This window comes from Candidatus Pseudothioglobus sp. uisw_070, from assembly GCF_059512545.2.
In genome coordinates this window covers 1,106,617-1,131,862 of the sequence record NZ_CM183456.2, presented here as the reverse complement: position 1 = coordinate 1,131,862, position 25,246 = coordinate 1,106,617, and the positions used below count along the sequence as shown (strand labels likewise).

26 protein-coding genes and 1 other RNA gene are annotated in these 25,246 nt (G+C 34.6%); 12 read left to right on the top strand and 15 right to left on the bottom strand.

Going from position 1 to position 25,246, the window contains the following annotated elements; translation table 11 throughout:
- Nucleotides 1-33 precede the first annotated feature (33 nt).
- The gene (locus AC5YGD_RS05650; protein WP_496141051.1) at nt 34-1,140 is read right to left on the bottom strand and encodes a JmjC domain-containing protein; all 1,107 of its coding nucleotides are present in this window, start codon (nt 1,138-1,140) and stop codon (nt 34-36) included.
- Between the two features lie 120 nt (nt 1,141-1,260).
- Here AC5YGD_RS05650 and AC5YGD_RS05645 point away from each other — a divergent pair, with 120 nt between their 5' ends.
- Complete coding sequence (locus tag AC5YGD_RS05645) at nt 1,261-2,052, top strand: HalD/BesD family halogenase (RefSeq protein ID WP_496141050.1); 792 nt, start codon at nt 1,261-1,263, stop codon at nt 2,050-2,052.
- Between the two features lie 110 nt (nt 2,053-2,162).
- Nucleotides 2,163-2,474, top strand: coding sequence for a DUF6172 family protein (locus AC5YGD_RS05640; protein WP_496141048.1), 312 nt, complete (start codon nt 2,163-2,165; stop codon nt 2,472-2,474).
- 10 nt (nt 2,475-2,484) lie between these two features.
- Here AC5YGD_RS05640 and guaB read toward each other — a convergent pair whose 3' ends face one another.
- The 11 genes from guaB to AC5YGD_RS05585 all read right to left on the bottom strand — a co-directional run bounded on the left by guaB (nt 2,485) and on the right by AC5YGD_RS05585 (nt 13,844).
- Nucleotides 2,485-3,945 (bottom strand): IMP dehydrogenase, encoded by a 1,461-nt coding sequence (guaB, locus tag AC5YGD_RS05635; protein WP_496141046.1) that lies wholly within the window; start codon nt 3,943-3,945, stop codon nt 2,485-2,487.
- 17 nt (nt 3,946-3,962) lie between these two features.
- Nucleotides 3,963-4,613: a TIGR04211 family SH3 domain-containing protein gene (locus AC5YGD_RS05630; RefSeq protein ID WP_496141045.1), complete on the bottom strand. Its 651-nt coding sequence runs from the start codon at nt 4,611-4,613 to the stop codon at nt 3,963-3,965.
- A gap of 81 nt (nt 4,614-4,694) precedes the next feature.
- Nucleotides 4,695-7,442, bottom strand: a complete 2,748-nt coding sequence (locus tag AC5YGD_RS05625) for a valine--tRNA ligase (RefSeq protein WP_496141043.1) — start codon at nt 7,440-7,442, stop codon at nt 4,695-4,697.
- Nucleotides 7,443-7,516: 74 nt separating this feature from the next.
- Nucleotides 7,517-8,101 carry a recombination mediator RecR gene (gene recR / locus AC5YGD_RS05620; protein ID WP_416694275.1) on the bottom strand — a complete coding sequence of 195 codons (585 nt, stop codon included), beginning with the start codon at nt 8,099-8,101 and terminating at the stop codon, nt 7,517-7,519.
- A gap of 20 nt (nt 8,102-8,121) precedes the next feature.
- On the bottom strand, nt 8,122-8,427 hold the full coding sequence (locus tag AC5YGD_RS05615; RefSeq protein ID WP_496141040.1) for a YbaB/EbfC family nucleoid-associated protein: 306 nt from the start codon (nt 8,425-8,427) through the stop codon (nt 8,122-8,124).
- Nucleotides 8,420-10,054, bottom strand: a complete 1,635-nt coding sequence (gene dnaX, locus AC5YGD_RS05610; RefSeq protein ID WP_496141038.1) for a DNA polymerase III subunit gamma/tau — start codon at nt 10,052-10,054, stop codon at nt 8,420-8,422. Before dnaX ends, AC5YGD_RS05615 begins: the two co-directional genes overlap by 8 nt.
- Before the next feature lie 29 nt (nt 10,055-10,083).
- An RNA gene (gene ffs / locus AC5YGD_RS05605) (signal recognition particle sRNA small type) lies at nt 10,084-10,179 on the bottom strand.
- Between the two features lie 102 nt (nt 10,180-10,281).
- Entirely contained in the window at nt 10,282-11,118 is an 837-nt protein-coding gene (locus AC5YGD_RS05600) for an aminotransferase class IV (RefSeq protein WP_496141036.1), read from the bottom strand.
- 5 nt (nt 11,119-11,123) lie between these two features.
- Nucleotides 11,124-12,269 carry a serine hydrolase gene (locus tag AC5YGD_RS05595; protein WP_496141035.1) on the bottom strand — a complete coding sequence of 382 codons (1,146 nt, stop codon included), beginning with the start codon at nt 12,267-12,269 and terminating at the stop codon, nt 11,124-11,126.
- A 79-nt stretch (nt 12,270-12,348) separates the two neighbouring features.
- A complete protein-coding gene (gene rodA / locus AC5YGD_RS05590; protein WP_496141033.1) occupies nt 12,349-13,485 on the bottom strand; it encodes a rod shape-determining protein RodA in 1,137 nt (378 codons plus the stop codon).
- Nucleotides 13,482-13,844 (bottom strand): MTH938/NDUFAF3 family protein, encoded by a 363-nt coding sequence (locus AC5YGD_RS05585; protein WP_496141031.1) that lies wholly within the window; start codon nt 13,842-13,844, stop codon nt 13,482-13,484. The genes rodA and AC5YGD_RS05585 overlap by 4 nt, the downstream gene beginning before the upstream one ends.
- Before the next feature lie 158 nt (nt 13,845-14,002).
- Here AC5YGD_RS05585 and gltX point away from each other — a divergent pair, with 158 nt between their 5' ends.
- The 10 genes from gltX (at nt 14,003) to AC5YGD_RS05535 (ending at nt 22,858) form a co-directional block, all read left to right on the top strand.
- On the top strand, nt 14,003-15,391 hold the full coding sequence (gene gltX / locus AC5YGD_RS05580; protein WP_496141029.1) for a glutamate--tRNA ligase: 1,389 nt from the start codon (nt 14,003-14,005) through the stop codon (nt 15,389-15,391).
- 31 nt (nt 15,392-15,422) lie between these two features.
- A complete protein-coding gene (locus AC5YGD_RS05575) occupies nt 15,423-16,364 on the top strand; it encodes an AEC family transporter (RefSeq protein ID WP_416686215.1) in 942 nt (313 codons plus the stop codon).
- Nucleotides 16,365-16,501: 137 nt separating this feature from the next.
- Nucleotides 16,502-16,828 (top strand): thioredoxin TrxA, encoded by a 327-nt coding sequence (trxA, locus tag AC5YGD_RS05570; RefSeq protein ID WP_496141027.1) that lies wholly within the window; start codon nt 16,502-16,504, stop codon nt 16,826-16,828.
- A 128-nt stretch (nt 16,829-16,956) separates the two neighbouring features.
- Nucleotides 16,957-18,219, top strand: coding sequence for a transcription termination factor Rho (gene rho / locus AC5YGD_RS05565; protein ID WP_416686213.1), 1,263 nt, complete (start codon nt 16,957-16,959; stop codon nt 18,217-18,219).
- Nucleotides 18,220-18,258: 39 nt separating this feature from the next.
- Nucleotides 18,259-19,425: an LPS export ABC transporter permease LptF gene (gene lptF / locus AC5YGD_RS05560; protein ID WP_496141026.1), complete on the top strand. Its 1,167-nt coding sequence runs from the start codon at nt 18,259-18,261 to the stop codon at nt 19,423-19,425.
- Nucleotides 19,418-19,804, top strand: a complete 387-nt coding sequence (gene queF, locus AC5YGD_RS05555) for a preQ(1) synthase (protein ID WP_496141025.1) — start codon at nt 19,418-19,420, stop codon at nt 19,802-19,804. The genes lptF and queF overlap by 8 nt, the downstream gene beginning before the upstream one ends.
- Nucleotides 19,801-20,940 carry a polynucleotide adenylyltransferase PcnB gene (gene pcnB, locus AC5YGD_RS05550; protein WP_496141024.1) on the top strand — a complete coding sequence of 380 codons (1,140 nt, stop codon included), beginning with the start codon at nt 19,801-19,803 and terminating at the stop codon, nt 20,938-20,940. Before queF ends, pcnB begins: the two co-directional genes overlap by 4 nt.
- Complete coding sequence (locus tag AC5YGD_RS05545) at nt 20,919-21,752, top strand: SDR family NAD(P)-dependent oxidoreductase (protein WP_496141023.1); 834 nt, start codon at nt 20,919-20,921, stop codon at nt 21,750-21,752. The genes pcnB and AC5YGD_RS05545 overlap by 22 nt, the downstream gene beginning before the upstream one ends.
- Nucleotides 21,753-21,768: 16 nt before the next feature.
- Nucleotides 21,769-21,993, top strand: coding sequence for an exodeoxyribonuclease VII small subunit (locus AC5YGD_RS05540; protein ID WP_496141021.1), 225 nt, complete (start codon nt 21,769-21,771; stop codon nt 21,991-21,993).
- On the top strand, nt 21,965-22,858 hold the full coding sequence (locus AC5YGD_RS05535; RefSeq protein ID WP_496141019.1) for a farnesyl diphosphate synthase: 894 nt from the start codon (nt 21,965-21,967) through the stop codon (nt 22,856-22,858). Before AC5YGD_RS05540 ends, AC5YGD_RS05535 begins: the two co-directional genes overlap by 29 nt.
- Here AC5YGD_RS05535 and AC5YGD_RS05530 read toward each other — a convergent pair.
- The 3 genes from AC5YGD_RS05530 to plsX all read right to left on the bottom strand — a co-directional run bounded on the left by AC5YGD_RS05530 (nt 22,855) and on the right by plsX (nt 25,241).
- Nucleotides 22,855-23,799, bottom strand: a complete 945-nt coding sequence (locus AC5YGD_RS05530; protein ID WP_496141018.1) for a beta-ketoacyl-ACP synthase 3 — start codon at nt 23,797-23,799, stop codon at nt 22,855-22,857. The genes AC5YGD_RS05535 and AC5YGD_RS05530 overlap by 4 nt on opposite strands.
- 69 nt (nt 23,800-23,868) lie before the next feature.
- Nucleotides 23,869-24,078: a hypothetical protein gene (locus AC5YGD_RS05525; RefSeq protein WP_496141017.1), complete on the bottom strand. Its 210-nt coding sequence runs from the start codon at nt 24,076-24,078 to the stop codon at nt 23,869-23,871.
- 137 nt (nt 24,079-24,215) lie between these two features.
- A complete protein-coding gene (gene plsX, locus AC5YGD_RS05520) occupies nt 24,216-25,241 on the bottom strand; it encodes a phosphate acyltransferase PlsX (RefSeq protein WP_496141016.1) in 1,026 nt (341 codons plus the stop codon).
- Between the last annotated feature and the right edge of the window lie 5 nt (nt 25,242-25,246).

Below are 25,246 nucleotides of genomic sequence, written 5' to 3'. Positions count from 1 at the left end.
AATTAAAACTTAATTTAAAAATATTGATTAGTTTTATGTAGATTTTTCGATGAGTGATAATGACACTAATCGCTCTGCTAGAGTTCTATTTTTATTGCTTAATTGAAGTTTTCTGGTATTGGAAAAACTAACAACTAAGTCTTCATCTATACCGCTACAACTAAAGACTTCACCATTAATAAATACTCTCAACTCTTGATTGATAAATTGGTAAGCTATTCTGCATATTGGATGAAGTTGATAAAAACCTAGCTCTTCTATTTCTTCTTGAGTCTGGTAAGCTCTGATTTCATTAAATTTTTTTTCATCCTCAGGATCAAGTTTGGTTACAAAGCACCCAAAGTAGTCTTTAGGAAGCGTATTAATTTTTAAAAATCTTCTCGTTTGCTCAATTACTGATTGAGTAATTTCAGCTGGATTAATGTTCACTTCCCATTCTGGATCTTTAAGGTAGGCATCATTCTTATTATTAGGCAATTCAAGTGAACTCAGCATTTCATTATTTAAGTAGGATCTGTAGCCAATCGAGAGCGTTATACATTCATCATCAAGACTTACACCATGATGAGCGACTTTTGGAGGTATATAGACGATATCTCCAGGCTCAGCCACCCAAGTTGTTTCTTTAATAAAATTTTTCATTATTCGAAGTGGAGTATCTTTTAAGTAATTTTCAGGATTGCAATCAATTACACTTGTTGTCCATTGTCGCCTTCCAAGCCCTTGAAGTAAAAACACATCATAATGATCATAATGAGGTCCAACGCTTCCGCCTAATGCTGCAAAAGATATCATTACGTCATCAAAGCGCCACCTTGGAATAAAATCAAACTCACTAATAATCTGATGAACTTCACTTATGTATCTGTCGATTCCTTGAACTAAAAGAGTCCACTTATTGTTTGGAAGTTGCTCAAAGATTCTTTCATCAAACGGTCCTTCTTCTACATGCCATTTATTCATTGAAATTGATCCAGTCACAATTCTAGATTCAAATTCTTCTTCACAAGAAAGCCCTGCAATTTCATCTGGAGACAGAGGACTAATAAATTTTGGAAGGGCGTTTTTAATTAGAAGTGGTTTTTTTTGCCAATACTCTTCTAGAAACTGTTTTTTAGTAATTTGGCCGAAATGAATCATTATTCTCCTTTTAAATTATTGTTTAATTATCTATTACCATAAAGGTTGAATACAACAAATTATCTTTATTGGTTGTATATATAATTATTTTTATAATGAAAGTTAAATACTTAATTTGTAATGACAAATAAAAATAAATTATCAGCTATTATCGATATAGATAAGCATCCAATTAATAGCTCTATTTATAGGACTAAATGTAAAAGAAAATTAGATAATGAAGGGGTGCTTGTTCTTACAGATTTTCTTTTAAAGGATACAATCAAAAAAATTCTTAAAGAGGCTAATAAACAGGAGGATTTAGCTTATTACTGTGTCAATAAACATAATGTTTATTTAGAGCCTTTAGATCCTAGTTTTCAAGATAGTCATCCAAGAAATAAAACCGTGATATCTTCAAAAGGATGTATCACTGATAATCAAGTTCCAAGTGACTCTTATTTAAGGTTTCTTTATAATTCGAAAAGTTTTAAAGAGTTTCTTTGCGAGGTTTTAAGCGAAGAAGCATTATATAAATATGATGACGAATTATCTTCAATAAATATTCATTATGCTAAAGAAGGGCAGGAGCTAGGTTGGCACTTTGATAACTCTTCTTTTGCGATTACATTGTTAATACAAAAGCCTATATCTGGAGGGAGATTTGAGTACATTCGTGATTTTAGAAACTCTTTTAATAATGAAAATAATTATGATCAAGTTTCGCATTTATTAGATAACAGATGCTCACCTAACAAATTAAAAATGGAAAATGGTTCGCTTGTTTTATTTCGAGGTAAAAACGCTATACACAGAGTAACACCGACAGAAGGAGATTTGACAAGAGTGTTGTCGGTTTTAGCTTACAATTCTGAGCCTGATGTAAAGCTTTCAGAGTCAGCAAGAATGACTTTTTTTGGAAAATTATATTAAGCATTATGATTAATAATCAAAAAGGTTTACTGTGTTGTTAAAGTAACTTAACTACTATGCGTTTATTTAATTAAAATACACTCTTTTTAAACATTTCTAGTAATTCAATAATGAAAAAGACATTTGAATTGATTCATCCTAAAATTAAACCAGCTAGACTTATCGAGGCAGCTAGGCGTGACGTTAAAAAATATTTAAAGAGAGAGAGTAGAAAATTACTTCCTGATGATTTTGATTGTTGGAATTTTGATTGCAAGTTTGGCCCTTCAGAAGAAAAGGCCGAGGTTATTTTATCTTCTGAAATAAGTAAGTGCATCAGTGAGGCAGAAGCAGAGAGCTTGAAATCATTTTACTTAGAGATTCTTGCTAAACCAGGCTACAAGAAAAGTTTTGCTAAGCTTAAGGCCTTAGACAAAGAATAAAAACTTTTCTCTATTGATGGTAGTTTGGCGCTTCCTTTGTAATTGAAACATCATGAACATGAGATTCTGTCATACCAGCTGAAGTAACTTGAACGAATTGAACCTTTGTTCTCATGGCTTCAAGATTTTTACAGCCAGTATAACCCATAGATGATCTTATACCTCCGACCATCTGATGAATAATAGGCCGTATAGAGCCTTTGAAAGGGACTCTTCCTTCTATTCCTTCGGGAACTAGTTTTTCAGCTGCAAGTTCGGCTTGAAAGTATCGATCTGAAGAGCCATGAGCTTGACCCATTGCACCAATTGAGCCCATGCCCCTATATGCTTTATAAGACCTTCCTTGAAATAGTTCAACCTCTCCAGGTGACTCTTCGGTTCCTGCAAGCATAGAGCCAAGCATAACGCAGTGTGCTCCAGCTGCAAAGGCTTTAGCTGCATCACCAGAGAAACGAACACCTCCATCAGCAATTACTGTCACATTGGTTCCTTTAAGGGCATCAGCAATATCAGAAATTGCGCTAATTTGAGGTACCCCAACGCCTGCAACAATTCTAGTTGTGCATATACTTCCTGGCCCAATTCCAACTTTTACACTATCAGCCCCGGCTTTAACAAGATCTAAAGCAGCTTCTGCGGTTGCAATGTTTCCAGCAATAATTTCTAAATTAGGAAAGTCTTTTTTTGTTTTGATGACGCGATCGATTACGCCTTGTGAATGACCATGTGCAGTGTCAATAACTATGACATCAACGCCAGCCTTTACAAGTGCACTAATACGATCTCCTGTTCCTTTTCCAACACCAACCGCAGCTGCAACAATTAGTCTCTCTAAATCATCCTTTGCAGCTTTTGGAAAGTCACTGGTTTTCTTAATATCACTAACGGTAATCATTCCACCTAATTTAAATTTTTTATCTGTAACTAAAACTCTCTCAATGCGATGTTTTTGAAGAAGCTTACGGACGGTTTCCATAGAGGTGCCCTCTACAACAGTAATAAGTGATTTCTGAGGAGTCATTACATTTTCAACAATCTCATCAAGGCGAGTTTCAAATAAAACATCACGACTGGTAATGAGGCCAACTAAGATGTTATTTGAGACAACTGGTAATGCTGAAATACCATGTTGAGCTTGAAGAGCAAATACGTCTTTAATGCTTGCAGATGGATCAATACTAATAGGATCCCTGATGATTCCAGACTCGAAACGTTTTACTTTTCTTACTTCTCTAGCTTGCGCCTCAATAGACATATTTTTATGAATTACTCCCATGCCGCCTTCTTGAGCTATTGCAATAGCAAGCTTACCTTCAGTAACTGTATCCATTGCAGCAGAGATGATAGGTGTATTTAACGTGATTAGATTGGTAAGTTTTGATGTTAAGTCAACTTCTTTTGGGAGCACTTCAGAGTGAGCAGGGACTAGTAATATGTCATCAAAGGTAAGCGCTTTTTTTAATTCTTTCATTTAGTTCTCCTAATTTTTTAGTACCGTCTTCTATTAAGAAGGCCAGGTATGATAAAACCAATTATCATTCCAAAGAAAAGTACTATTGCACCAACTATGAACCAATTTCTAGAGCTGGTGTCTTTTTGAATTTGAGTATTATTTTCTGCCAATTGAAGCTCTGTTTTCAGTTGAAGTTTTTCTTGAATATGTTTTTCATTTTCATGTTCTAGTTTTAAGGCATCTTGATAAATTTGTTCAATATGCTCCTTTTCAGCCTTTGATTTTGAGCTCTGAATGACTAAATCTGTATTTTCTTGTTTTAAAGTTAAAAGTTCGGTCTCTAAGACTTCCTTTTCACTGGTAAGTTTGGATAATAATAGTTTGTTAGCATTATAAGTTCTTGTGATTTTTTTAAGCTCTTCACGCGCAGGAGGCTCATTTGATATATAAAAAGATTTAATCCATCCAATAGTGTCATCAAACTGAACTTGAGCCCATCCATCTTCAGTGCTTTGCAATAAAGAAAGTTCGGTCCCAGATGGAAGAAGACGAATTATATTTTCACCAAAGTTTTGATCCGCTCTTATTGGAATATCTAGTTGGTCAGTAATATAGACAAAAGATTCTGCACTAACTTTAAAAGTTAGAAGAATGAGGATCAATAATGTTGATATATACTTGTTCATATTAGATTTTATCAGTATTCTATCTTGCTAAGATTCTTAAAAATGTTTTTTCCATGATTTTTCAATGAATTACAGTGCATTTCAGAGTAAAGAGATTTTTTCAAGTTGCGACTCCATGTCTTGTAATGCCTTTTCAACAGCAGCAAGTTTATCTTGTTCTTTTTTAACTACAGCTTCCGGGGCGCCGCTTATAAATTTCTTGTTATTTAGTTTTCCTGAGAATTGAGCTTTAAGTTTTATTAATTTATCAATTTCTTTATTAAGTCTGTCTTTTTCAGCATCTTTGTCGATAAGACCTGCTAAAGGAATTAAAATTTTCATTTCTCCAACTAGTGCAATTGCTGACTCAGGCTCTTCTTTATTCGCCTCTATGAGTTCAATACTGTCTAATTTAGCAAGGGTAAAGATGATTGATTTATTATTTTCAATGTAATCTTTGTCTTTAGAATTAAAGCTCTTGATAAAGCATTGTAAAGGCTTTCCAGGAGAAATATTCATTTCGCCTCTGATTTTTCTAATACCTAAAATAAATTCTTTCAGCCATTCGACCTCAGATTCTGCATCATTATTAAAAAGAGCCTCCTCAGGCTCAGGAAAGGCCTGCGAAATAAGCTTTTCATCAGAGTTACTATGAAGCTTTTGAGATTGTTCAAAAATTTCTTCTGTGATAAAAGGAATAATTGGGTGTAATAAGACTAAAGTTTCTGACAAAACTTTTAAAAGAGTCGCTTCACAGCCTTGTTTTGTCTTATTATTTTCTAGCAGTGGTTTTGAGAGCTCTAAGTACCAGTCACAATAATCATGCCAAACAAATTCATATAGAGTTTGACTCATCAAATCTAATCGATAATCAGCCAAATATTTTTCAACTTCAATTTTTGTGTGTTGAAGCCTGGACAGTATCCATTTATCCTGGTTAGACAACACGGCATTAACATTAATTGATTTAGATTTAAGGTTTATCAGGACAAAGCGTGAAGCATTCCAAAGTTTATTACAAAAATTTCGATAGCCTTCAACCCTTTTTAGATCAAATTTAATATCTCGACCAAATGATGCTAGAGCAGCAAAGGTAAAACGTATTGCATCAGTTCCAAAGGCAGGAATCCCATCAGGAAACTCTTTTTTAGTTTGTTTTTGAATTTTTTCAGCTAATTTTGGCTGCATCATTCCTTGAGTTCTTTTCTCAAGAAGATCATTAAGCGAAATGCCATCAATCAAATCAATAGGATCTAATACATTGCCCTTAGATTTACTCATTTTTTGGCCATTGCCGTCCTTAATAAGACCGGTAATATAAATATCTTTAAAAGGAACATCTTTAGCAAATTTTAGCCCAAACATAATCATACGAGCTACCCAGAAAAATATGATATCAAAGCCAGTAACAAGAACGCTAGTTGGATAGAAGCGAGATAATTCAGGGGTTTTTTCTGGCCACCCTAAAGTAGAAAAAGGCCATAATGCAGAAGAGAACCAAGTATCTAAAACATCTTCATCTTGCTCTAAATCAACTCCAACTCCAGCCTGAGCTTGAGCTTCTTCAAGATTATTTGCTACATAGAATTTACCTTCTTTGTCATACCAAGCAGGTATCCGGTGTCCCCACCAAATTTGACGGGAGATACACCAATCTTCGATATTGTCCATCCAATTGAAATAAGTCTTACTCCAGTTTTCAGGAACAAATCGGATGTCACCATTTTTTACAGCATCTATAGCAGGACCTGCTAAAGGCTTAACTTTGACAAACCATTGGTCTGTCATGTAGGGCTCAATAATGCTATTAGTTCTGTCACCCCTTGGCACCATAAGAGTGTGCGGATCAATCTTTTCAATTAAATTTTGACTTTCAAGGTCTTTAACAACCTCTTTGCGTGCATCAAAACGGTCAAGCCCTTGATATTTATCAGGAGCGTTAATGTTTATGCTGGCATCATCAGTTAATATATTGATAATTTCAAGGCTATGTCTTTGTCCAATTTCATAGTCATTAAAATCATGGGCAGGAGTAATTTTTACGCACCCTGTTCCAAATTCCATATCCACATAGTCGTCAGCAATAATTGGAATTTTTCTGTCAGAAAGAGGAAGGCTTATAAATTTTCCAATAAGATGCTGGTAGCGAGTATCTTCGGGATGAATTGCAACAGCTGTATCTCCAAACATGGTCTCTGGTCTTGTTGTAGCAACAACTAGGACTTCATCTGATTCTGCAACTTGATATCTGATGTGCCATAAAAAACCTTGCTCCTCAGTACTGATGACTTCTAAGTCAGATACTGCAGTTAAAAGAACAGGATCCCAGTTAACTAGTCTTTTCCCGCGGTAGATTAAGCCTTCATGATAAAGGTCAATAAACACTTTTTGAACTGCCTTAGATAGAGGTTCGTCCATTGTAAAACGTTCTCGCTCCCAATCAACTGAAGCACCTAAACGCCTCATCTGGGACGTTATAGTGCCCCCAGATTTTGACTTCCAATCCCAGATTTTTTCTGTAAATTTCTCACGACCTAAGTCGTGCCTGGAAATATTTTCAAGTCCAAGCTGTCTTTCGACTACCATTTGAGTTGCAATGCCCGCATGATCTGTGCCAGGCTGCCACAAGGTTTGATTACCTTTACTTCGATTATATCGAGTGTATACATCCATGATTGTATGCTGAAAAGCATGGCCCATATGAAGGCTACCAGTTACATTTGGAGGGGGGAGGACGATGCTGTATGAATCTTTACTAGCTGAATTTACTTTTGAAGAGAAGAGGTCGCCTTGTTCCCATAAATCGCGATATTTTTGTTCGATTAGCTCTGGGTTGTATGTTTTTTCCATGAAGGCGAGGTGTCAGATATAACTGACATATTATACAATAGTTAATCGAGTCAAGATAAGGCTTTAAGGGCTACTTAATCATAATCTTTACGGCCTGAAAGGGCATGTGCAATTGTATTAATATCTGTGTATTCAAGCTCACCTCCAAGTGGTATTCCGTGAGCAATTCTAGTTGTCTTTACTTGATATTTTTTAGCTAAATTATGAATATAATGAGCAGTTACTTCACCTTCAATTGTTGCATTAGTTGCTAAAATTATTTCACTAACATCACTTTTACTAAGAAGTTCCTCTAATTCATTTAAACCTAGTTCAGCTGCACCAATGCCATCAATTGGAGAAAGATAGCCACTAAGCACAAAATACTTCCCAGTATAGACACCACTCTGCTCAATAACATGAATATCTGATGGGGTTTCAACAACACATAGCTGAGAATTATCTCGTGAAATATTAGAGCAGATTTCACAAATATTTTTTTCAGTCAAAGTTCGGCATTTTTCACAGTTTTTAACATTTTCCATTGCGTCTGTTAGGGCTTTGGCTATTTCTAAACCTCCTGGCCTATCTCTTTCTAAAAGATGGTATATAAATCTTTGAGCAGTCTTTGATCCAACACCTGGTAATTTACTGAAGGCTTTGTTAAGTTTTTCAATCATAGTTATTATTTAGTAGATAGCTAGAAGGGAAGATTTAAACCACCAGTCACATTTTTCATTTTATCTTTAGATGCGCTATTGACTTTTGAAGATGCGTCATTAAAGGCCATCATAATTAAATCTTCAAGCATTTCTTTATCTGTTAATAGCGAATTATCTATGTTAATGCTAGTAGTTTTATATTCTCCATTTAATTTAATTTTAATGGAGCCAGATGCTGAAATACCCTCACAAGTGATTAATTTAATTTCTTCTTGTGCAGCCTCCATGTCTTCTTGCATTTGCTTTGCTTTTTGCATCATTCCTGCCATTCCACCCTTAAACATTATCAGACTCCTTTATGGATTTAATAGACTTAACATCTACTTGAGAATTAAACACCTCTTGAAGATCTTTAAGCCCATCATCATTTAAGAATTGATTTTCTGTTTGTTTGCGTTTTTCTTCACTTTTTACAGATTCTTTTTGAGATAAGGAGCTTCCATTAGTTGAGCCTGGATTAATAACCAGTGTTATTTCAGGATAGTCTTCATTTAGTGTTTTTTCAATTGAGCTTTGTGTATTCTGTGTAAGTAAATTAATAAAGTCATCGCTTAATGTAAGAGTAAGAATTTGTTCTTTAAGAGAGTCAAATACTGTATTTTTAACAAGCATTTTTGCAGCACCAGCAAATCCTAACTCAGTAATAATTTTTTCCCAGTCATTTTGAGATTTTACGTTGAGTTGGTTTTCTATTGCTTGAATGCTTTCTTCCCCCACTTTGATTGGTAACTTGTCTTTAGTCAGTGGATTACCTTGGATTTTTTCTTTAGGAGGCTCTTTATTAATGGTATTGCTACTTTGAGATGATTTCAGAGTTTTTTTTTCGGCCTGACTATCGGGATGAAATGCAATCATTCTTAATAAAGTCATCTCAAGTCCAATTTGATCACTTGGAGAGTGACGCATATCTTTTTGGCCATTAATTGCAATCTGATAGTAAAGCTGTAAATCTTGTGCTGAAATAATCTTTGCAAGTTCATTTATTTCTGGAGATACTTGCTTAACATCATCAATCATTTGAGTTGTTGCAATTTTATGAAACAGCGAAGTCAAATCATTAAGAGTATTAGTTAGATTTTCTCCTTTATATGCAAGCTCTTTTATAAACAATAAAACCTCTTGAGCATTTCTATTGATAACCAATGTGGCAAGCTGAACAATTTCATTGTGACTAACGAGTCCAAGCATTGCTTTGAGATCATCCTCTTTAACAGAACCATTTCCATAGGATATTGATTGATCTAAAAGGCTAAGAGCATCTCGCATTGACCCATTTCCAAAATCAGCAATCTTAGATAGTGCTTCGTCTTCAAATTTAAGATTTTCTGCATCCATAATAAATTTAAGATGATTAAAAATTTCATCATGAGATAGCTTATTTAAATTAAATTGAAGGCAGCGAGATAGAATGGTAATTGGTAACTTTTTTGGATCAGTGGTTGCCAATAAAAATTTAATATGTTTTGGTGGCTCTTCTAAGGTTTTTAAAAGCGCATTAAAGCTACTTTTAGAAAGCATGTGAACCTCATCAATGAGGTAAATTTTATAAAGATTTTTAGTGGGAGTGTATTGAGCGTTTTCAAGAATTTCTCTCATATTATCAACGCCAGTATGAGATGCAGCGTCAAGTTCAATGAGGTCTACAGATTGTCCTTTATCAATTTCTATACAAGTTTCACATTTCCCACATGGTTTAGAGCTTACACCATTTTCACAGTTGACTGATTTCGCAAAAATTCTTGCAATAGTCGTTTTACCAACCCCGCGAGTACCAGTAAACAAAAATCCATGGTGAAGATTATTGTTGTCAAGGGCGTTTACAAGAGTTCTTACAGTATGGGTTTGACCGACAAGCTCTTTAAAGTTATGAGGTCTGTATTTTCTTGCTAAAACTTCGTAGTGTTCGCTCATTACTTTTTATTTAATTATATTTAAAGTGGCGCCGAAAATAGAGTCCAACACATAAAAGAATTATTACCGTTGCTCCCTTCCAGGCCTGGCGGGGTTCATAACTATTTATTGTCGGCATACCCTCGACACCACTTTTGATTTTACTTGAATTGGTTATTCTAATTATTTAATATTCGATCTTTAGAATAATTTAGTTGATTTTTGAGAGATTTATGATTATCTTATATTTAGGCTGTTTTTAAGAGCTGATATTGGTCATAAATTGATGACCATATTGGTCCAGAAAGACCAGAATTAATAATGTTATTATCAATTGAGGTGATGGGGAGAATTTCTCTTGTTGAGCTAGTAATCCAGACTTCATCAGCTTCCATTAATTGCTCTTTACTAAATGTAGTTTCGCTTACTTTAATATTAAGTTTTTTAGCAAGCGAAATAGTAATATCTCGAGTAATACCCGGAAGAATATTTCGTCCTTTTGGGTGCGTATAAATGCAGTTATCTTTTACAATGAAGACATTAGAGCTAGAAGCCTCGGTAACAACACCATCTCGCAGGAGAATTGCCTCTTCTGCATTGTTTTCTTTAGCCTCTTGAGCATAAAGGGTGTTTGCCAAAAGTGATGTTGCCTTAGTATTATTTTTTAGCCACCTTATGTCTTCTCTTGTGATAGCTGATTTGCCTTTAAAAAGAGAATTTTTCTCTCTAGGTCCAATCAAACTTGATTGAATGTATGTAGTTGGATTTAATTTATCATAGGTATGTTTTCTATTCTGATCACAGCCCCTTGATATTTGTAAATAAATTGCTTGATTAGCATTTTTTATATTAAAGGATATTATTTTTTTTATTAGGCTTTTCCAGTCATCGTTGCTATGGGGGTTTTTAATGTTTATGGCATCAAGTCCGTCTTGAAGTCTCGAAAGATGTGCTTCAAAACCAATGATTTTTTTGTTATAGACTGGAAATACCTCATAAACTCCATCTCCAAAGAGAAAGCCTCTGTCCATTACTGAAATATATGCCTTTTCTTTTGGAATAAAATTACCGTTTAGATATACCATTTATGTTATCTAAACATAAGCTTAATCGTGTCAATCATTTTAGTAAAGATACCACCTTCAGTTGCATCTTCAAGGGCTATAAGTGGGAGGGTTGCAATATCTTCATTACTAAAGCTTATTACGAGTGTTCCTACTTGATCTCCTTTATTAATTGGTGCAATTAAATCACTAGAAAGATTAATAGTTTGGGTGGTATATTTGAATTGGTTTCGCGGTAATGTTAAAAAGCTTGTATCGGAAACTCCTACCTTAATATTTGCCTGTTTTGATCTATACACAGGTACTTGATGAGAAATATCATTAACTGACTGCGTTTCAAAAAAACGAAAACCATAGTCTAAAAGTTTTTCTGTTTCAGTGGTGCGAATATCAGGGCTTTCTGAACCGAGCACAACCGAGATAAGCCTCATACCAACTCTATTCGCACTTGTTACTAGACAATATCCCGCTTTTTTAGTCCAGCCAGTTTTTAATCCATCAACAGTACTATCCCTTGATAAAAGTTTATTTCTGTTGGGCTGAGTGATGTTGTTGTAGGTAAATTCTTTCTCGCTATACCATTTGTAATAATCTGGAAAGTCTCTAATCATTGCACTTGAAAGAATAGCTATATCCTTTGCAGTCGAATATTGATTATCATGTGGTAGTCCTGAGGAATTCTCAAAGTTAGAATTTTTCATTCCAATTTGCTCTGCATAGTCATTCATAAAGAGAACAAACGTTCCTTCTGAACCAGCTACATGCTCAGCTAAAGCAACAGAGGCATCATTTCCAGATTGAATTATCATTCCTTTAAGCAAGTCTTCAAGTTTGATCATTTTTCCAACTTCAATAAAACTTCTTGATCCGCCAGTTCTCCATGCTTTTTCACTTATTTTTACTTCTTCATCGAGAGTAATAAATCCCTCTTTAAGTCTTTTAAAGATGACATATGAAGTCATCAGCTTTGTAAGACTTGCAGGGGGCCTCATTTCGTTTTCATTATGTGACGCAAGAATTTTGCCAGAATTGTGATCCATTACGACGAATGCTTCTGCAGCAATTGCAGGAGCATCAGGAATATAAAAACGAGGCTCCTCAGCATTTACGTTTGTTAAAAATAGTATTAAAAAGGCTGATTTAAGGAGCAGAGTAAAAGAATTGATTTTCATAAGGTTATTTTTTAATTAATTATTTAAAGTTTTAAATTGGAAAAATTATTGTTTAAGTTATGTATTTAATTATAACTAGTTACTGTAAATACCTTGGGCCTTTATGTTTATGAATTGACATAATAATACCAAAACTTGCCATAAGAGTTATAAGTGATGAGCCTCCATAACTTATTAGAGGGAGGGGGATTCCAACCACAGGAAGGAGGCCTGAAACCATACCAATATTAACAAAAATATATGTAAAAAATACAAACGTTAGGCTAGCACCCAATAATCTTGAAAAGTTGTCCTCACATCTTAGAGATAAGATAAGGCAGCGATAAATTATGAGTGAGTAGATTATTATTAATAATAAAACGCCAAGAAATCCAAGCTCTTCTGCTAAAACTGAAAAAATAAAATCAGTAGATTGCTCTGGAACAAAGTCAAGCTGTGATTGGGAACCTTTTGTAAGACCTTTACCAGTCAAGCCTCCCGATCCAATTGCAATTTTTGATTGAATGATGTGATAGCCAGAGCCTAATGGATCAGACTCTGGATTGAATAGAGTTAAAATTCTTCTTTTTTGATAGGCTATTAAAAAATAGTTCCATGCTAAAAATAAGGAGCCACCCAGCAGGCTTGAAAGAAGTAATAGGTTTAGCCATTTATTTTTTAATAACATCACTTTTACGCCAGAAAAAAATAAAACATAGACTCCAGATGCGCCAATTAACAAAGAGGTTCCCAGGTCGGGCTGCCTAGCAATGAGAAGAACAACTAGTCCAATAGCTAGCATTGAAATTGCGACTGGAAGAGGACGGGGAGGTAAGGTTTTTTCACTTAAGATTGCAGCAATTGTCATTGGCACAATAATCTTCATCAATTCTGAAGGTTGAAATCTAACTAATCCAAGGTCTAGCCATCTCTGAGCACCTCCTCCAGAACTACCAAAAAAAAGAACTGATATTAGTAGAAAAATACCTAGAATCATTAGTATGGGTGCTGATCGAAGCATAATAATCGGGGGAATTTGGGCGATTACTAGCATTACTGATGTTGCTAATCCAAGATGAACTAATTGACGATAAACTAGGTTTAAAGAGCCACCAGAGCTACTGTAAAGAATAAGTAGTCCAAGAGACGATAGCAAGATTATTAATATTAATAGAGGCGTATCAATTTTAAAAAACTTATAAAACTTGATTATTGTTTTGTATAAATAAGAAATCATAGAATTAATAAACCAACTTTCCTTAAGTCTCCAAGAAGTAAATTAAAACTGGAACATGCAGAGGTGTTATTCATACATTCGACCCCTAAATTAATTTCTGATAATGACATTTGTTGCTTTGGAGATAGAAAAACTGGGCTACTACCAGTTCCAATTATTAGAAGATCAATTGACTCTTTTGATAAAAGTGGAAATAGAAATTCTTTATCAACTTCAGTTATTTCTATAGCTGATAGTTCCCTTGACTCATTAGAAGAAATAAAGCAGGGTAATTTTAACTTTGAGTGGGAGAGCGTAATTGTTAAATCATCGAATGAAATAACGGTATTTTGATTAGCATTTTGCTGAGTGAATTCCATTAATATACTTCGCTATTTGGATGATGGGATAATATTATAACAGTGTAAAATTAGCTTATCATTTGTTTTGATTCGGCAGTTTAATAGCGTTAATTAATCTCTTAATAAATGAGCTATTAAGTAACTTAAAATTTAAATCTATAATTCTTAAATAATAAATGAAATCAAGATTTGCTCCTTCCCCAACTGGTTATTTGCATATTGGTGGTGCTAGAACAGCTCTTTTTGCATGGCTATGGGCAAAAAAAAATAATAGTAAGTTTGTGCTTAGAATTGAAGATACTGATAAGGAGCGTTCAACCCAGGCCTCTATTGATGCAATTTTGGAGGGAATGGACTGGCTTGCTTTGGACTATGATGAAGGCCCAATTTATCAGAGTGATAGAACTGTTCGCTATAATGAAGTTATCTCTGAATTGCTTATAAAAGGTAAAGCATATTATTGTGATTGCTCTATCGAGCGATTAGAGTTAATGAGAGTAGAGCAAATTGCAAAAAAAGAAAAGCCTAAGTATGATCGATGCTGTCGAGATAAGGGGTTAAAAAACGGTGTTATTAGATTTCTTAACCCTGTTGACGGCAATGTAAGCTTTAGTGATTATGTCAAAGGTGACATAAGCATTTCTAATTCTGAATTAGATGACTTAATTATCTCAAGGTCAGATGGATCTCCAACCTATAATTTGACGGTTGTAGTCGACGACCATGATATGGCAATAGAGTGCGTTATCAGGGGTGATGACCACATTAATAATACTCCTAAGCAAATTAACCTTTATGAGGCTATGGATTGGCCTTCCCCTAAATTTGCTCATGTACCAATGATCTTGGGCTCAGATGGATCACGCTTATCAAAAAGGCATGGAGCCCTTAATTTACTATCATACAGGGATGAAGGCTTGTTGCCTTTCGCCCTTCTTAATTATATTGTAAGGTTAGGCTGGTCTCATGGAGATCAAGAAATCTTTTCTGTAGATGAAATGATTAATCTTTTCGATCTGAGAAGTATCAATAATTCACCAGCTAGCTTTAATCAAGAAAAGCTTGAGTGGATTAATCACTCTCATATAAAGACAACTGAGGTCAATGAGCTTGCCTCTAATCTTAAATGGCACCTTGATCAATTAAACATTGAAGTAGGTGATGGACCTGTTCTTAATGAAGTTATTGATGCTCTTCGAGATCGCTCTAAGTCCCTAGTCGATATGGCGCAAAGCTGTGCCATGTTTTATAATGATTTTAAAGAGTTTGATGCAGTTCAGGCAGGTAAGGTTTTTACTCAAGAATCAAAATTAATATTAGTTGATTTATTTACTAACTTAAACAATATAAGCTCCTGGACGGCTGAGAATATTCATTCTACTATTAAAGGTATTTGTGAGGCTAGGGATGTTGGTTTTGGTAAGGTAGGCCAGCCATTTAGACTTGCTATTAGTGGTGATGGTAAGGCGGGGAGTGTTGACATAAGCGCGCAACTTGTTGGCAAAGCCAGAACCTTGCTTCGAATACAAATGGCTTTAGATTATATTGATAATATTAATTCTTAATCTTGCTCTTAGGCATATAAAAAAAGTATAAATGCTTTCAAATTTCTTTCAAATATTTTTACTTATTTCACCAGTATTTATTCTGATAATTCTAGGTAATGTACTAAGAAGACTTGGGGTTCCTGATGTATCTTTTTGGGACGTTAATGATAAGCTTGTTTATTGGGTTCTAATTCCATCTCTTTTATTTCACCACATATCTCAAATTCACTTATCTTCATCAATGATTTATAGTTATGGGGTAGTTATACTTTCTGGGTTATTTATTGTAACAATTGTGTCAGTTCTGATGGGTAAGCTGCTAGGGTATTCTCCTGAGTCTTGGTCATCAATTTTGCAGGGCGCTGCAAGGCATAACGCATTTATTGCACTAGCAATAGCAGGCAGCCTTTTTGGAGATGAGGGTTTAGCAATTGGAGCTGTGTTTATGCTTTTATATGTTCCTAGTATCAATATTGTTGTAATCTCTATCATGGTCTCTAACTTAACTCAGCCTGGACAAGCTGATACTACAAAAGGAATAGCCAATATATTTATAGAATTAATAAAAAACCCATTCATACTTGCAATGATTGCTGGTTTATTTGTATCATTAATTGAGTCAGACAAACTAATTATTGTTCATGAAACTTCTGGTCTTCTTGGCTCTGCAGCATTACCAATAATGCTTCTAACTATTGGCGCAAAGATTAAAGTAAGAGATCTTGCATTAAAAATGACCCCAATTATTATTTCTAATTCTCTCAAATTGATAGCATTTCCTGTAATCGCATATATTGTTGCATCATCAATGGGGCTTAGCCAGTTAGAGGTAGTTGTTGCGGTTATCTTTGCATCTGTCCCAACTGCCGCATCATCCCATGCATTAGCGAAACAATTTGGCGGAGATGAACAGTTGATGACAAGTATTGTTACTACTCAAGTTGCTTTATCATTCATTACCATACCAGTAATACTTGCCGTTATAACTTAACTATAACAAACTACTGAATATTTACTATTTTTCCTAGGTGATAATCTTTTTTAAAAAAATAGTTTTTATGTCAGGAAGTGTTATAATGACTGCAAATTAGCTCGATTCAATTTTTTTACTTTCCAATTTTTTAATACATGAACGACAAAATTAAAGTAGTCAGTGACGCTTCGTTTGAGGCTGTTGTAGTTAGCTCAACTCAACCTGTTTTAGTAGATTTTTGGGCCGAATGGTGTGGACCATGTAAGGCTTTAGCCCCTATTCTTGATGAAATTGCTGATGAATATGAAGGACGAATTACAATAGCAAAAGTCAATGTTGACGAAAATACTCAATTACCACCTAAGTATGGCATAAGAGGTATTCCAACGATGCTTCTATTTAAAGATGGTGCAGTTCACGCAACAAAGGTCGGTGCTCTTTCTAAGGCAAACTTAAATGCATTTTTGGATTCTAATATTTAATAACATCATTTAACTATATATAAAACATTCTCTAAATCACTCTTCCTTTATCAAATTCAAATAAAAATACTTACTTACATACTCCTGGGCAATATGCCAATCCCCTCTAATTACTTTAAAAAATCTATATGAAACTATCAGAACTTAAAATTAAGACTCCTGCCGAGCTTTTAGAGCTTGCTCAATCCCTTGGTATTGAGAATATTTCAAGAGCAAAAAAACAAACTTTAATTTTTGCAATTCTCAAACATAAAGCAGATAACGATGAAGAGGTTCTAGGAGATGGTGTTCTAGACATTTTACAAGAGGGCTATGGTTTTCTTAGATCTTCAAATGACTCATATGTGTCAGGCCCTGATGATATTTATGTTTCACCTAATCAAATTAGGCGTTTTAATTTATTAACTGGTGACGTTGTTACTGGAAAAATTAGGGCTCCAAAAAAAGGTGAAAAGTATTTTGCTTTAGTAAAAGTTTCTGAGGTAAATGAAGACTCTCCAGAGAGTGTTAGAAACCGCATACCTTTTTCTTCACTAACACCATTGCATCCTAATGAAAGATTAGGACTAGAATTAGGTAATGGTGGTACAGAGGATATAACTGCTAGAGTAATTGATTTAGTTGCCCCTATTGGAAAAGGACAAAGAGGATTATTAGTAGCCCCTCCAAAGGCTGGAAAAACTATGATTTTGCAAAATATTGCATCATCGATTGCTGTTAATCACCCTGAGTGCGAATTAATTGTTTTATTAATTGATGAGAGGCCAGAAGAGGTTACAGAAATGGAGCGAACTGTTAGAGGCGAGGTTATTTCTTCTACTTTTGATGAGCCTGCGAAAAGACACGTCCAAATTGCTGAAATTGTTATTGAAAAAGCTAAAAGAAGAGCAGAGCAAGGCAAAGATGTTATTATTTTGCTTGACTCTATAACTCGTTTAGCAAGGGCCTATAATACTGTAGCCCCTTCATCTGGGAAAGTCCTAACTGGTGGTGTTGATGCAAATGCTTTACAAAGGCCAAAACGTTTTTTTGGTGCAGCAAGAAATATTGAAAATGGGGGCAGCATTACTATAATTGCTACTGCGTTAGTGGAGACTGGCTCTAAGATGGACGAAGTCATCTATCAAGAATTTAAAGGCACAGGTAATATGGAGCTGCATCTTGAAAGAAGGTTATCCGAAAAACGAATATTCCCAGCAATTAATATAAATGCCTCAGGTACTCGTCGTGAAGAGCTTATGACAGATGAGCAAGAATTACAGAAAATGTGGATTTTGAGAAAAATTCTTCACCCTATGGATACTGTTGAGGCTGCTGAGTTTTTAATTGAGAGATTGAGATTTTCTAAAACAAATGATGAGTTTTTCGATTCAATGAAGCAAAAGAAGTAATGCTCAATTAGCTGTTGAGATTATTTTATAATTATCAGAATGCTACTTAAGTTTTTTAAATTCAAAAATACTATAATTTCCAGGTACTTACTGAGCAATTTATTTATATTTTTTATTGCGATAACTTTTATAATTGGACTTATAGTATTTGGTAATCAGTTTGTTCTAACTGTTCAAGAGAGCATGTCCTTTGGAATTCCTATTAAAGAGTTAATGCCATTAATCGGCTTTAACATGCTAAGAGATACCCCAATAATATTAATTTTATCCCTTTTTCTGTCGATTATTATTGCTATATCTCAACTCTACAAAAACTCAGAGGCGGTGGTAATGAATTCTATTGGACTTGGCGATAGGGAATTTATGAATCTAATCAAACCAATCATTTTTTTTACTTTTATTATTATTTTTTATTTAACTATATTCGCAGTTCCATGGGCTAAACAGCAGAAAAGTTACACTGAAGATGAAACGGTTAATGCATCAGAATTTTCATTTATTACAGAAGGAAAGTTTGAGAGCTTTAAAAATGGTGAGATTGTTTTTTATGCCTCTGAATCAAAAGTAAGTGACATCGTTGGTGAGCAAAATATGGAAGAAGTCTTTATTTATGCGCTAGATGATGAGAGTCCAGTAGTTGTTCTTGCTTCAGATGCAAAAAAATATACTGATGCAAAAAATGGCAGCATATATCTTCGACTTGAAAATGGTACGAGATATGAGGGGTTACCCGGTGATAAAAACATCAATATTCTTAATTTTGAGAAATATGACTTGGAGATAGTTTCAGGTGATATTCAAAAATCTATAGCGAGTTTTTCAGAAATAGAAGAGAGAAATACAATAGATCTGTTAAGAGAGGGCGGTGTTAATGCAAATGCAGAGATTCAATGGAGAATTTCCCAGCCTCTTTCAGTTTTAATCCTTTCTATATTTGGTGTTTTTCTAGGAAAGTCATCTCCAAGAACTGGAAAAGGAATTAATCTTATATTTGGAATAATTATTTTCATGCTATACAACAATGCCTTGTTAGTTGCGAAAAGTGCAATTGAGAGTGGCCAACTTAGCCCACTAATTGGAATGTGGGGTATTCATTTGCTATTATTATTAATTTTAATAATTTTTTATCAATTTAGAGAAGGAAAAGTTGCTTACTTTGTTGATAAAATAGCCTTTTTTAATATTAAAGAGAAAAGTCATGTCTAGCTCACCAAGTAAAATTTTAGAAGTTTTTGATAATCCTAATAGTGAAAGGGATTTTGTAATTCGTATTGATTCATCAGAATTTACATGCCTTTGCCCTTTGACTGGGCAGCCAGATTTTGCTGATATCCATATTGAATATATAGCTGATAATTTTTGTGTTGAACTTAAAGCACTAAAAAATTATTTTTGGTCCTACAGAAATGAGGGTGCTTTTCATGAAGCTGTTACTAATAAAATCCTTGATGATTTAGTTGAGGCTATGAATCCTCGCTTTATAAGATTAAAGGCTATTTTTAATGTTAGGGGTGGGGTTTATACAAATATCGAATGTGAGCATAGAAAAGATGGCTGGACGCCTAGAGAAGTTGTGAGCTTATGACCCCAGTTCGTCAGACTGTTAAATTTGACAAAAAGCTACTTGATAAAGATGCTATAAAGATAGTTCAGACTTTAATTAAAGCTGGATATGATGCTTATTTAGTTGGTGGCTGTATACGAGATTTATTGTTAGGCTATGAGCCTAAAGATTTTGATATTGCTACAGACGCAACCCCAGAGCAGGTTAACAAAACTTTTAAACGCTCAAGAATTATTGGAAGGCGCTTTAGATTAGTTCATATAATGTTTTCTGCAAGAAAATTTATTGAAGTAGCTACTTTTCGCGCTGGCAAGGTTAAAACTTCTAATAGTGGTGTGGTTGTTCGGGACAACTTTTATGGATCATTGGAAGATGATGTATTCAGAAGAGATTTTACTGTAAATGGTCTTTATTATGATCTTGTAAACTCCCAGGTTATTGATTATGTTGGAGGCCTAGACGATTTAAAAGCTGCCGAAATTAAAATGATAGGTAATCCAAAAGAGCGTTTTGAAGAAGATCCTGTTAGAATGATTCGGGCTGTTCGCTTTAAGGTTAAACTTGGCGCTCAATTAGAGCCAGAGCTTTCAAAAAGTATATCGAGTAATGCGCATTTATTAGCTAATATACCGCCTGCGAGACTCTATGAAGAAGTCATTAAACTGTTCCACAATGAAAACTCAATTGAAGTTTTTAATGAACTTTTAAATTTTGGATTATTAAAGCATTTATTCTCCCAAACTAAAGAAAGTTTATTTATTAATGCCGCTTTAGAAAATACTTCTAAAAGAATTAAGAGCGGTAATTCTGTTACTCCCGCGTTTATTTTTGCTGTCTTTCTTTGGGGTTCGTTTAATTTAAGAGTTGTTGTGACTAATAAAAAAAATAAACCTCGAGTAGAGACAATGATTAATGCTGCAGAGTATGTTATTAAAAATCAAACTCAGCAAGTTATGATGCCTCGATGGTTGTCAACTCGAGTTAAAGATATTTGGTTGATGCAATATCAACTTGAAAATTGTAATCCAAAAAAAGAAAGTGACTTAATCAGTAATCCACGTTTTCGTATGGCTTATGACTTTCTGGTATTGCGTTCACAAAGTATTGATTTAGAATTAAAAAATAAGGCAGAACATTGGACAGCTCTTCAAAACTAAAGTCAGTTCTTATTACTGGATGCTCCAGTGGAATAGGTCTTTGCCTTGCTCATGGATTTCGCTCTGAAGGTTACCGTGTTTTTGCAAGTGCTAGAAATAGTAATGACGTAGATAAACTCAAAGCTCTAGGTTTTGAGTCTTTGTTACTTGATTTGTCTTCCTCAGGCTCAATAAATGATGCTATTTCAGAACTTTATCAAAAGACTAATAACCTTTATGCTTTAATTAATAATGGCGCTTATGGACAAGCTGGCGCTCTAGAGGATATTTCCCGAGATGCTTTAGAGAAGCAATTTCAAGCGAATGTTTTTGGTTGGCATGAGTTGACTAATTTAGTATTACCTAAAATGAGAAAAGAAAACATAGGTCGAGTTATTTATATAAGCTCTGTTTTAGGGTTTGTTGCTATGCCATTTAGAGGCCCTTATATTGCATCTAAGTTCGCAATAGAGGGGCTAGTTAATACTTTAAGACTGGAACTAAGTGATACAAACATTAAATTTTCTTTAATTCAGCCTGGTCCAATAGAATCAAAATTTAGAGCCAATGCTTATTTAGCCTTTAAGGAAAATGTAGATAGTTCACAGAGTAATTATAAAGAACAATATAACACAATGATTCAAAGGCTTGAATCAGACAAGAATGCTCAATTTACTCTTCCACCAGAGGCTGTATTGAAGTGCGCACTTCATGCTCTAAAGTCAAGCTCACCAAAAATTCATTATCGTGTCACCTTTCCAACCAAATTATTTGCTTTTTTAGGTAGAATATTACCAAGCTCATGGATGGATAAAATTTTAAATAATTCATGAAATTAAGGTAATAAAAATGACAGATAAATTTAATTTTAATAAAGGCTTATTGCAGCTCGAGGAAATTATTAACAAGATGGAGTCGGGTGAACTCAGTTTAGAGGATTCACTTAAATACTTTGAAGAAGGCGTTAAAATTCATAGGCAATGTCATACTGCGCTTACTGATGCTGAACAGCGAATAAGTGTTTTAACCGACACTGATAACTATAATGAAGAGAAGCCCTTTGGAGATTCTTGAGGCTTATCGGGAGCGAGTTAACTCCTATCTAGAAAATTATTTGAGCTCTATTTCGCTTGATAATTCTTATCAGAGTGAGCTAAAAAATATTATGAAGTATAGCGTTTTGGCTGGTGGAAAACGCTTTAGACCAATCCTTACTTATACTGTGGCTAATTTGTTTAGTATCGATATCCAAAAAGTTGATTCGAGCGCTTGTGCTATTGAGTTAATTCATATCTACTCTCTTATTCACGATGATCTTCCTGCAATGGATGATGATGATATTAGGCATAATCAGCCGTCCTCTCATAAAGTTTATGGTGAGGCTCAGGCAATACTTGCAGGCGATGGCCTGCAGGCTTTAGCATTTGAGGTAATTTCTAGTGATGACTTAATTGATTCAGCTACAAAAGTAAAATTATTAAATTTGTTATCATTGTCAGCTTTTGAGATGGCTGAAGGGCAGTCAATTGACTTATCTGTTGTCTCTAAAGAGGTTGATATAGAGCTGCTAAATAATTTGCATAAAAAGAAAACAGGTTCACTTTTAAATTGTTCTGTAATGTTTGGGGCTATTTTGAATCCTAATATTAGTAAAAAAAACTTATCTATATTAGATTCTTTCTCAAATCACATAGGGCTTGCTTATCAGGTTCAGGATGATGTATTGGACGTAATCGCCTCAGATGAGATATTAGGTAAGCGACAAAATTCAGATTTTAAAAAAAATAAACCTTCATATCCATCTATTTTGGGATTAGATGAATCAGTTAAAAAGTATGAAAGTCTTTACCGAGAGGCTATTGATGAAATATCATTTCTTAGCGTTGATGAAAAACCTTTAAGGGACCTAACTATTAAGTTAATGAAGCGCTCTTTTTAGTATTCAAGAAGAACACTACCCCAGCTGAATCCGCCACCAATTCCTTCAAAAAGTAACACGTCACCTTTTTTAATTCTCCCATCTCGCACACCTGTATCAAGAGCCAAAGGAATAGAGGCAGCTGAAGTATTTCCATGCGTATCTAGAGTTTGAATTACTTTACTCATAGGCAAGTTAATTCGCTTTGCAACTGCTTTAATAATACGGATATTAGCTTGATGTGGCACCATCCAAGTAATATCGTCAGATGTCATATTACAATCTTGAAGTGTTTCTTCTGCCAAATCTGAAAGTCTATTAACTGCAATCTTAAAAACTTCATTGCCTAACATTTCAATCGTACCTAATTCATTAATGCGATTGTTGTTAACATGAAGAGATGACAAGAAACTACCATCGCTATAAAGCTTAGAGTGCTTTATACCAGTTGTAATATCAGAGTTAATTACTACGGCTCCAGCGCCATCAGCAAAAAGGATTGCAGTAGAGCGATCTTTCCAGTCAACAATCTTTGACATTGTTTCACTACCAACAACTAGTATATTTTTAAAACTACTGTTTTCAATATACTGCTGCGCGGTTGTAAGGGCAAAGACAAAGCCTGCGCAAACTGCTTGAAGGTCAAATGCTGGACATGAGGCTCCAAGACGGTCTTGAAGCATTGTTGCTGTTGCAGGAAAAATTTTATCAGGCGTAGTTGTAGCAAGAATAATAAGATCAATCTCTGAAGGGCTAATTTGAGCCATTTCAAGGGCATTTTTACTTGCTTCAAGAGCAAGATCACACGTACTTTCGTCTGTTACTATTCGCCTCTCTTTAATTCCAGTCCGAGCAGTTATCCATTCGTCAGTTGTATTTAGAGTTTTTTCAAGATCAAGATTAGTAACAATCTTACTTGGTAAGTAACTTCCAGTACCGATAATTCTTGCAAATTTTTTCATTATTGAGCTTCTATTATTCTTTTGATTGAACCTGTTTTCATTTACATTAAATCTCTTTGTACCATTATTTTACCACCAACCAAGCGACCTTCCATTTCCCACTATAATCATAACGCAAGTTAGTACGTGTAGTATGATCCAAAAAGTCCGGAAGACTAGGGCTTTTTTTACATCTGTTTGTGTGATAGGTAAGAATTCTGGCTTATCTTCATCTGAAATACCTACTGGCATTCCGACAGTTCTAGCCCATACTTTAAGCCAACGTCTTTGGCCACTCATAACTTAATCAAAAATTCCATATCACAAGAGCTAGTAATATATAAATTAAGTATTATAGTTTTTATTTCGAAGATTTCCATTTATAGTAACTTTAAGTTGGATGCGATTCAAATACTAATTTATTCACTAGTGGATAATTACTTATGTTCTTCTAATTCACGAGTCAATTGAACTGAAATCTTATCAGTAATTTTAGCATGTGCCTCAAGATAAGCTTCTTTAATTGCTTGAAAGAAAGAGTCAACATCTGCTTTGCCATGACTTTTAACTACAACACCTTTTAAGCCAAGTAAGCTTGCACCATTGTATTTTCCAGGATCAACTCTAGATTTAAAATCCCTCATAACTGAGCTTGCTATTAGAGCGGCTATTTTTGTAAAAATATTTTTGTTAAAAGATTTTTTGATGAAATGTGAAAACATATGGGCAACCCCTTCACTAGCTTTCAGCGCAATATTTCCTTCAAAACCATCACATACAATAACATCAACACTTCCTTTATAAATATCATCTCCCTCTACAAAGCCAATATAGTTAAGAGATGAGTTTTTTAATAATTCAGCCGTTTCTTGAATTTTCCAATGACCTTTTAGCTCTTCAGAGCCAACATTTAGTAACCCAACAGTAGGATTTTCGATATTTTCTGTATTTTGAACAGCTATTGAACCCATAATTGCAAATTGTAATAATGTTTCGGGTTTTGAGTCAACATTAGCACCTAAGTCAAGAATGTGAGTAGGCCGACCTGTTAATGTAGGTACGGCAGACATAATTGCTGGCCTATCTACCCCTTTAATAGTTTTAAGGACAAACTTTGCTATAGATAGAAGGGCGCCTGTATTTCCAGCACTTACACAAGCATGAGCGTCTCCATCTTTTACAAGATTAATGGCAACTCTCATAGAGGAGTCCTTTTTGTGCCTTAGAGCCGTAGAAGGAGAGTCGTCCATATTGATGACTTGAGATGCATGCTTTATCTCTATTCTTTCTAAAATTTTTTGAGGAATTGAGGTATTATTAATTTCATTCTTTATGGCTTTTTCATCACCCACAAAAGCAACCGCAAGATCACTAAAAGTTTTTAAAGCGATGATACCAGCATTAATGGTGATAGGAATTCCAAAGTCACCACCTGAGGCATCGATTGACACCTTTATTGACATGGATT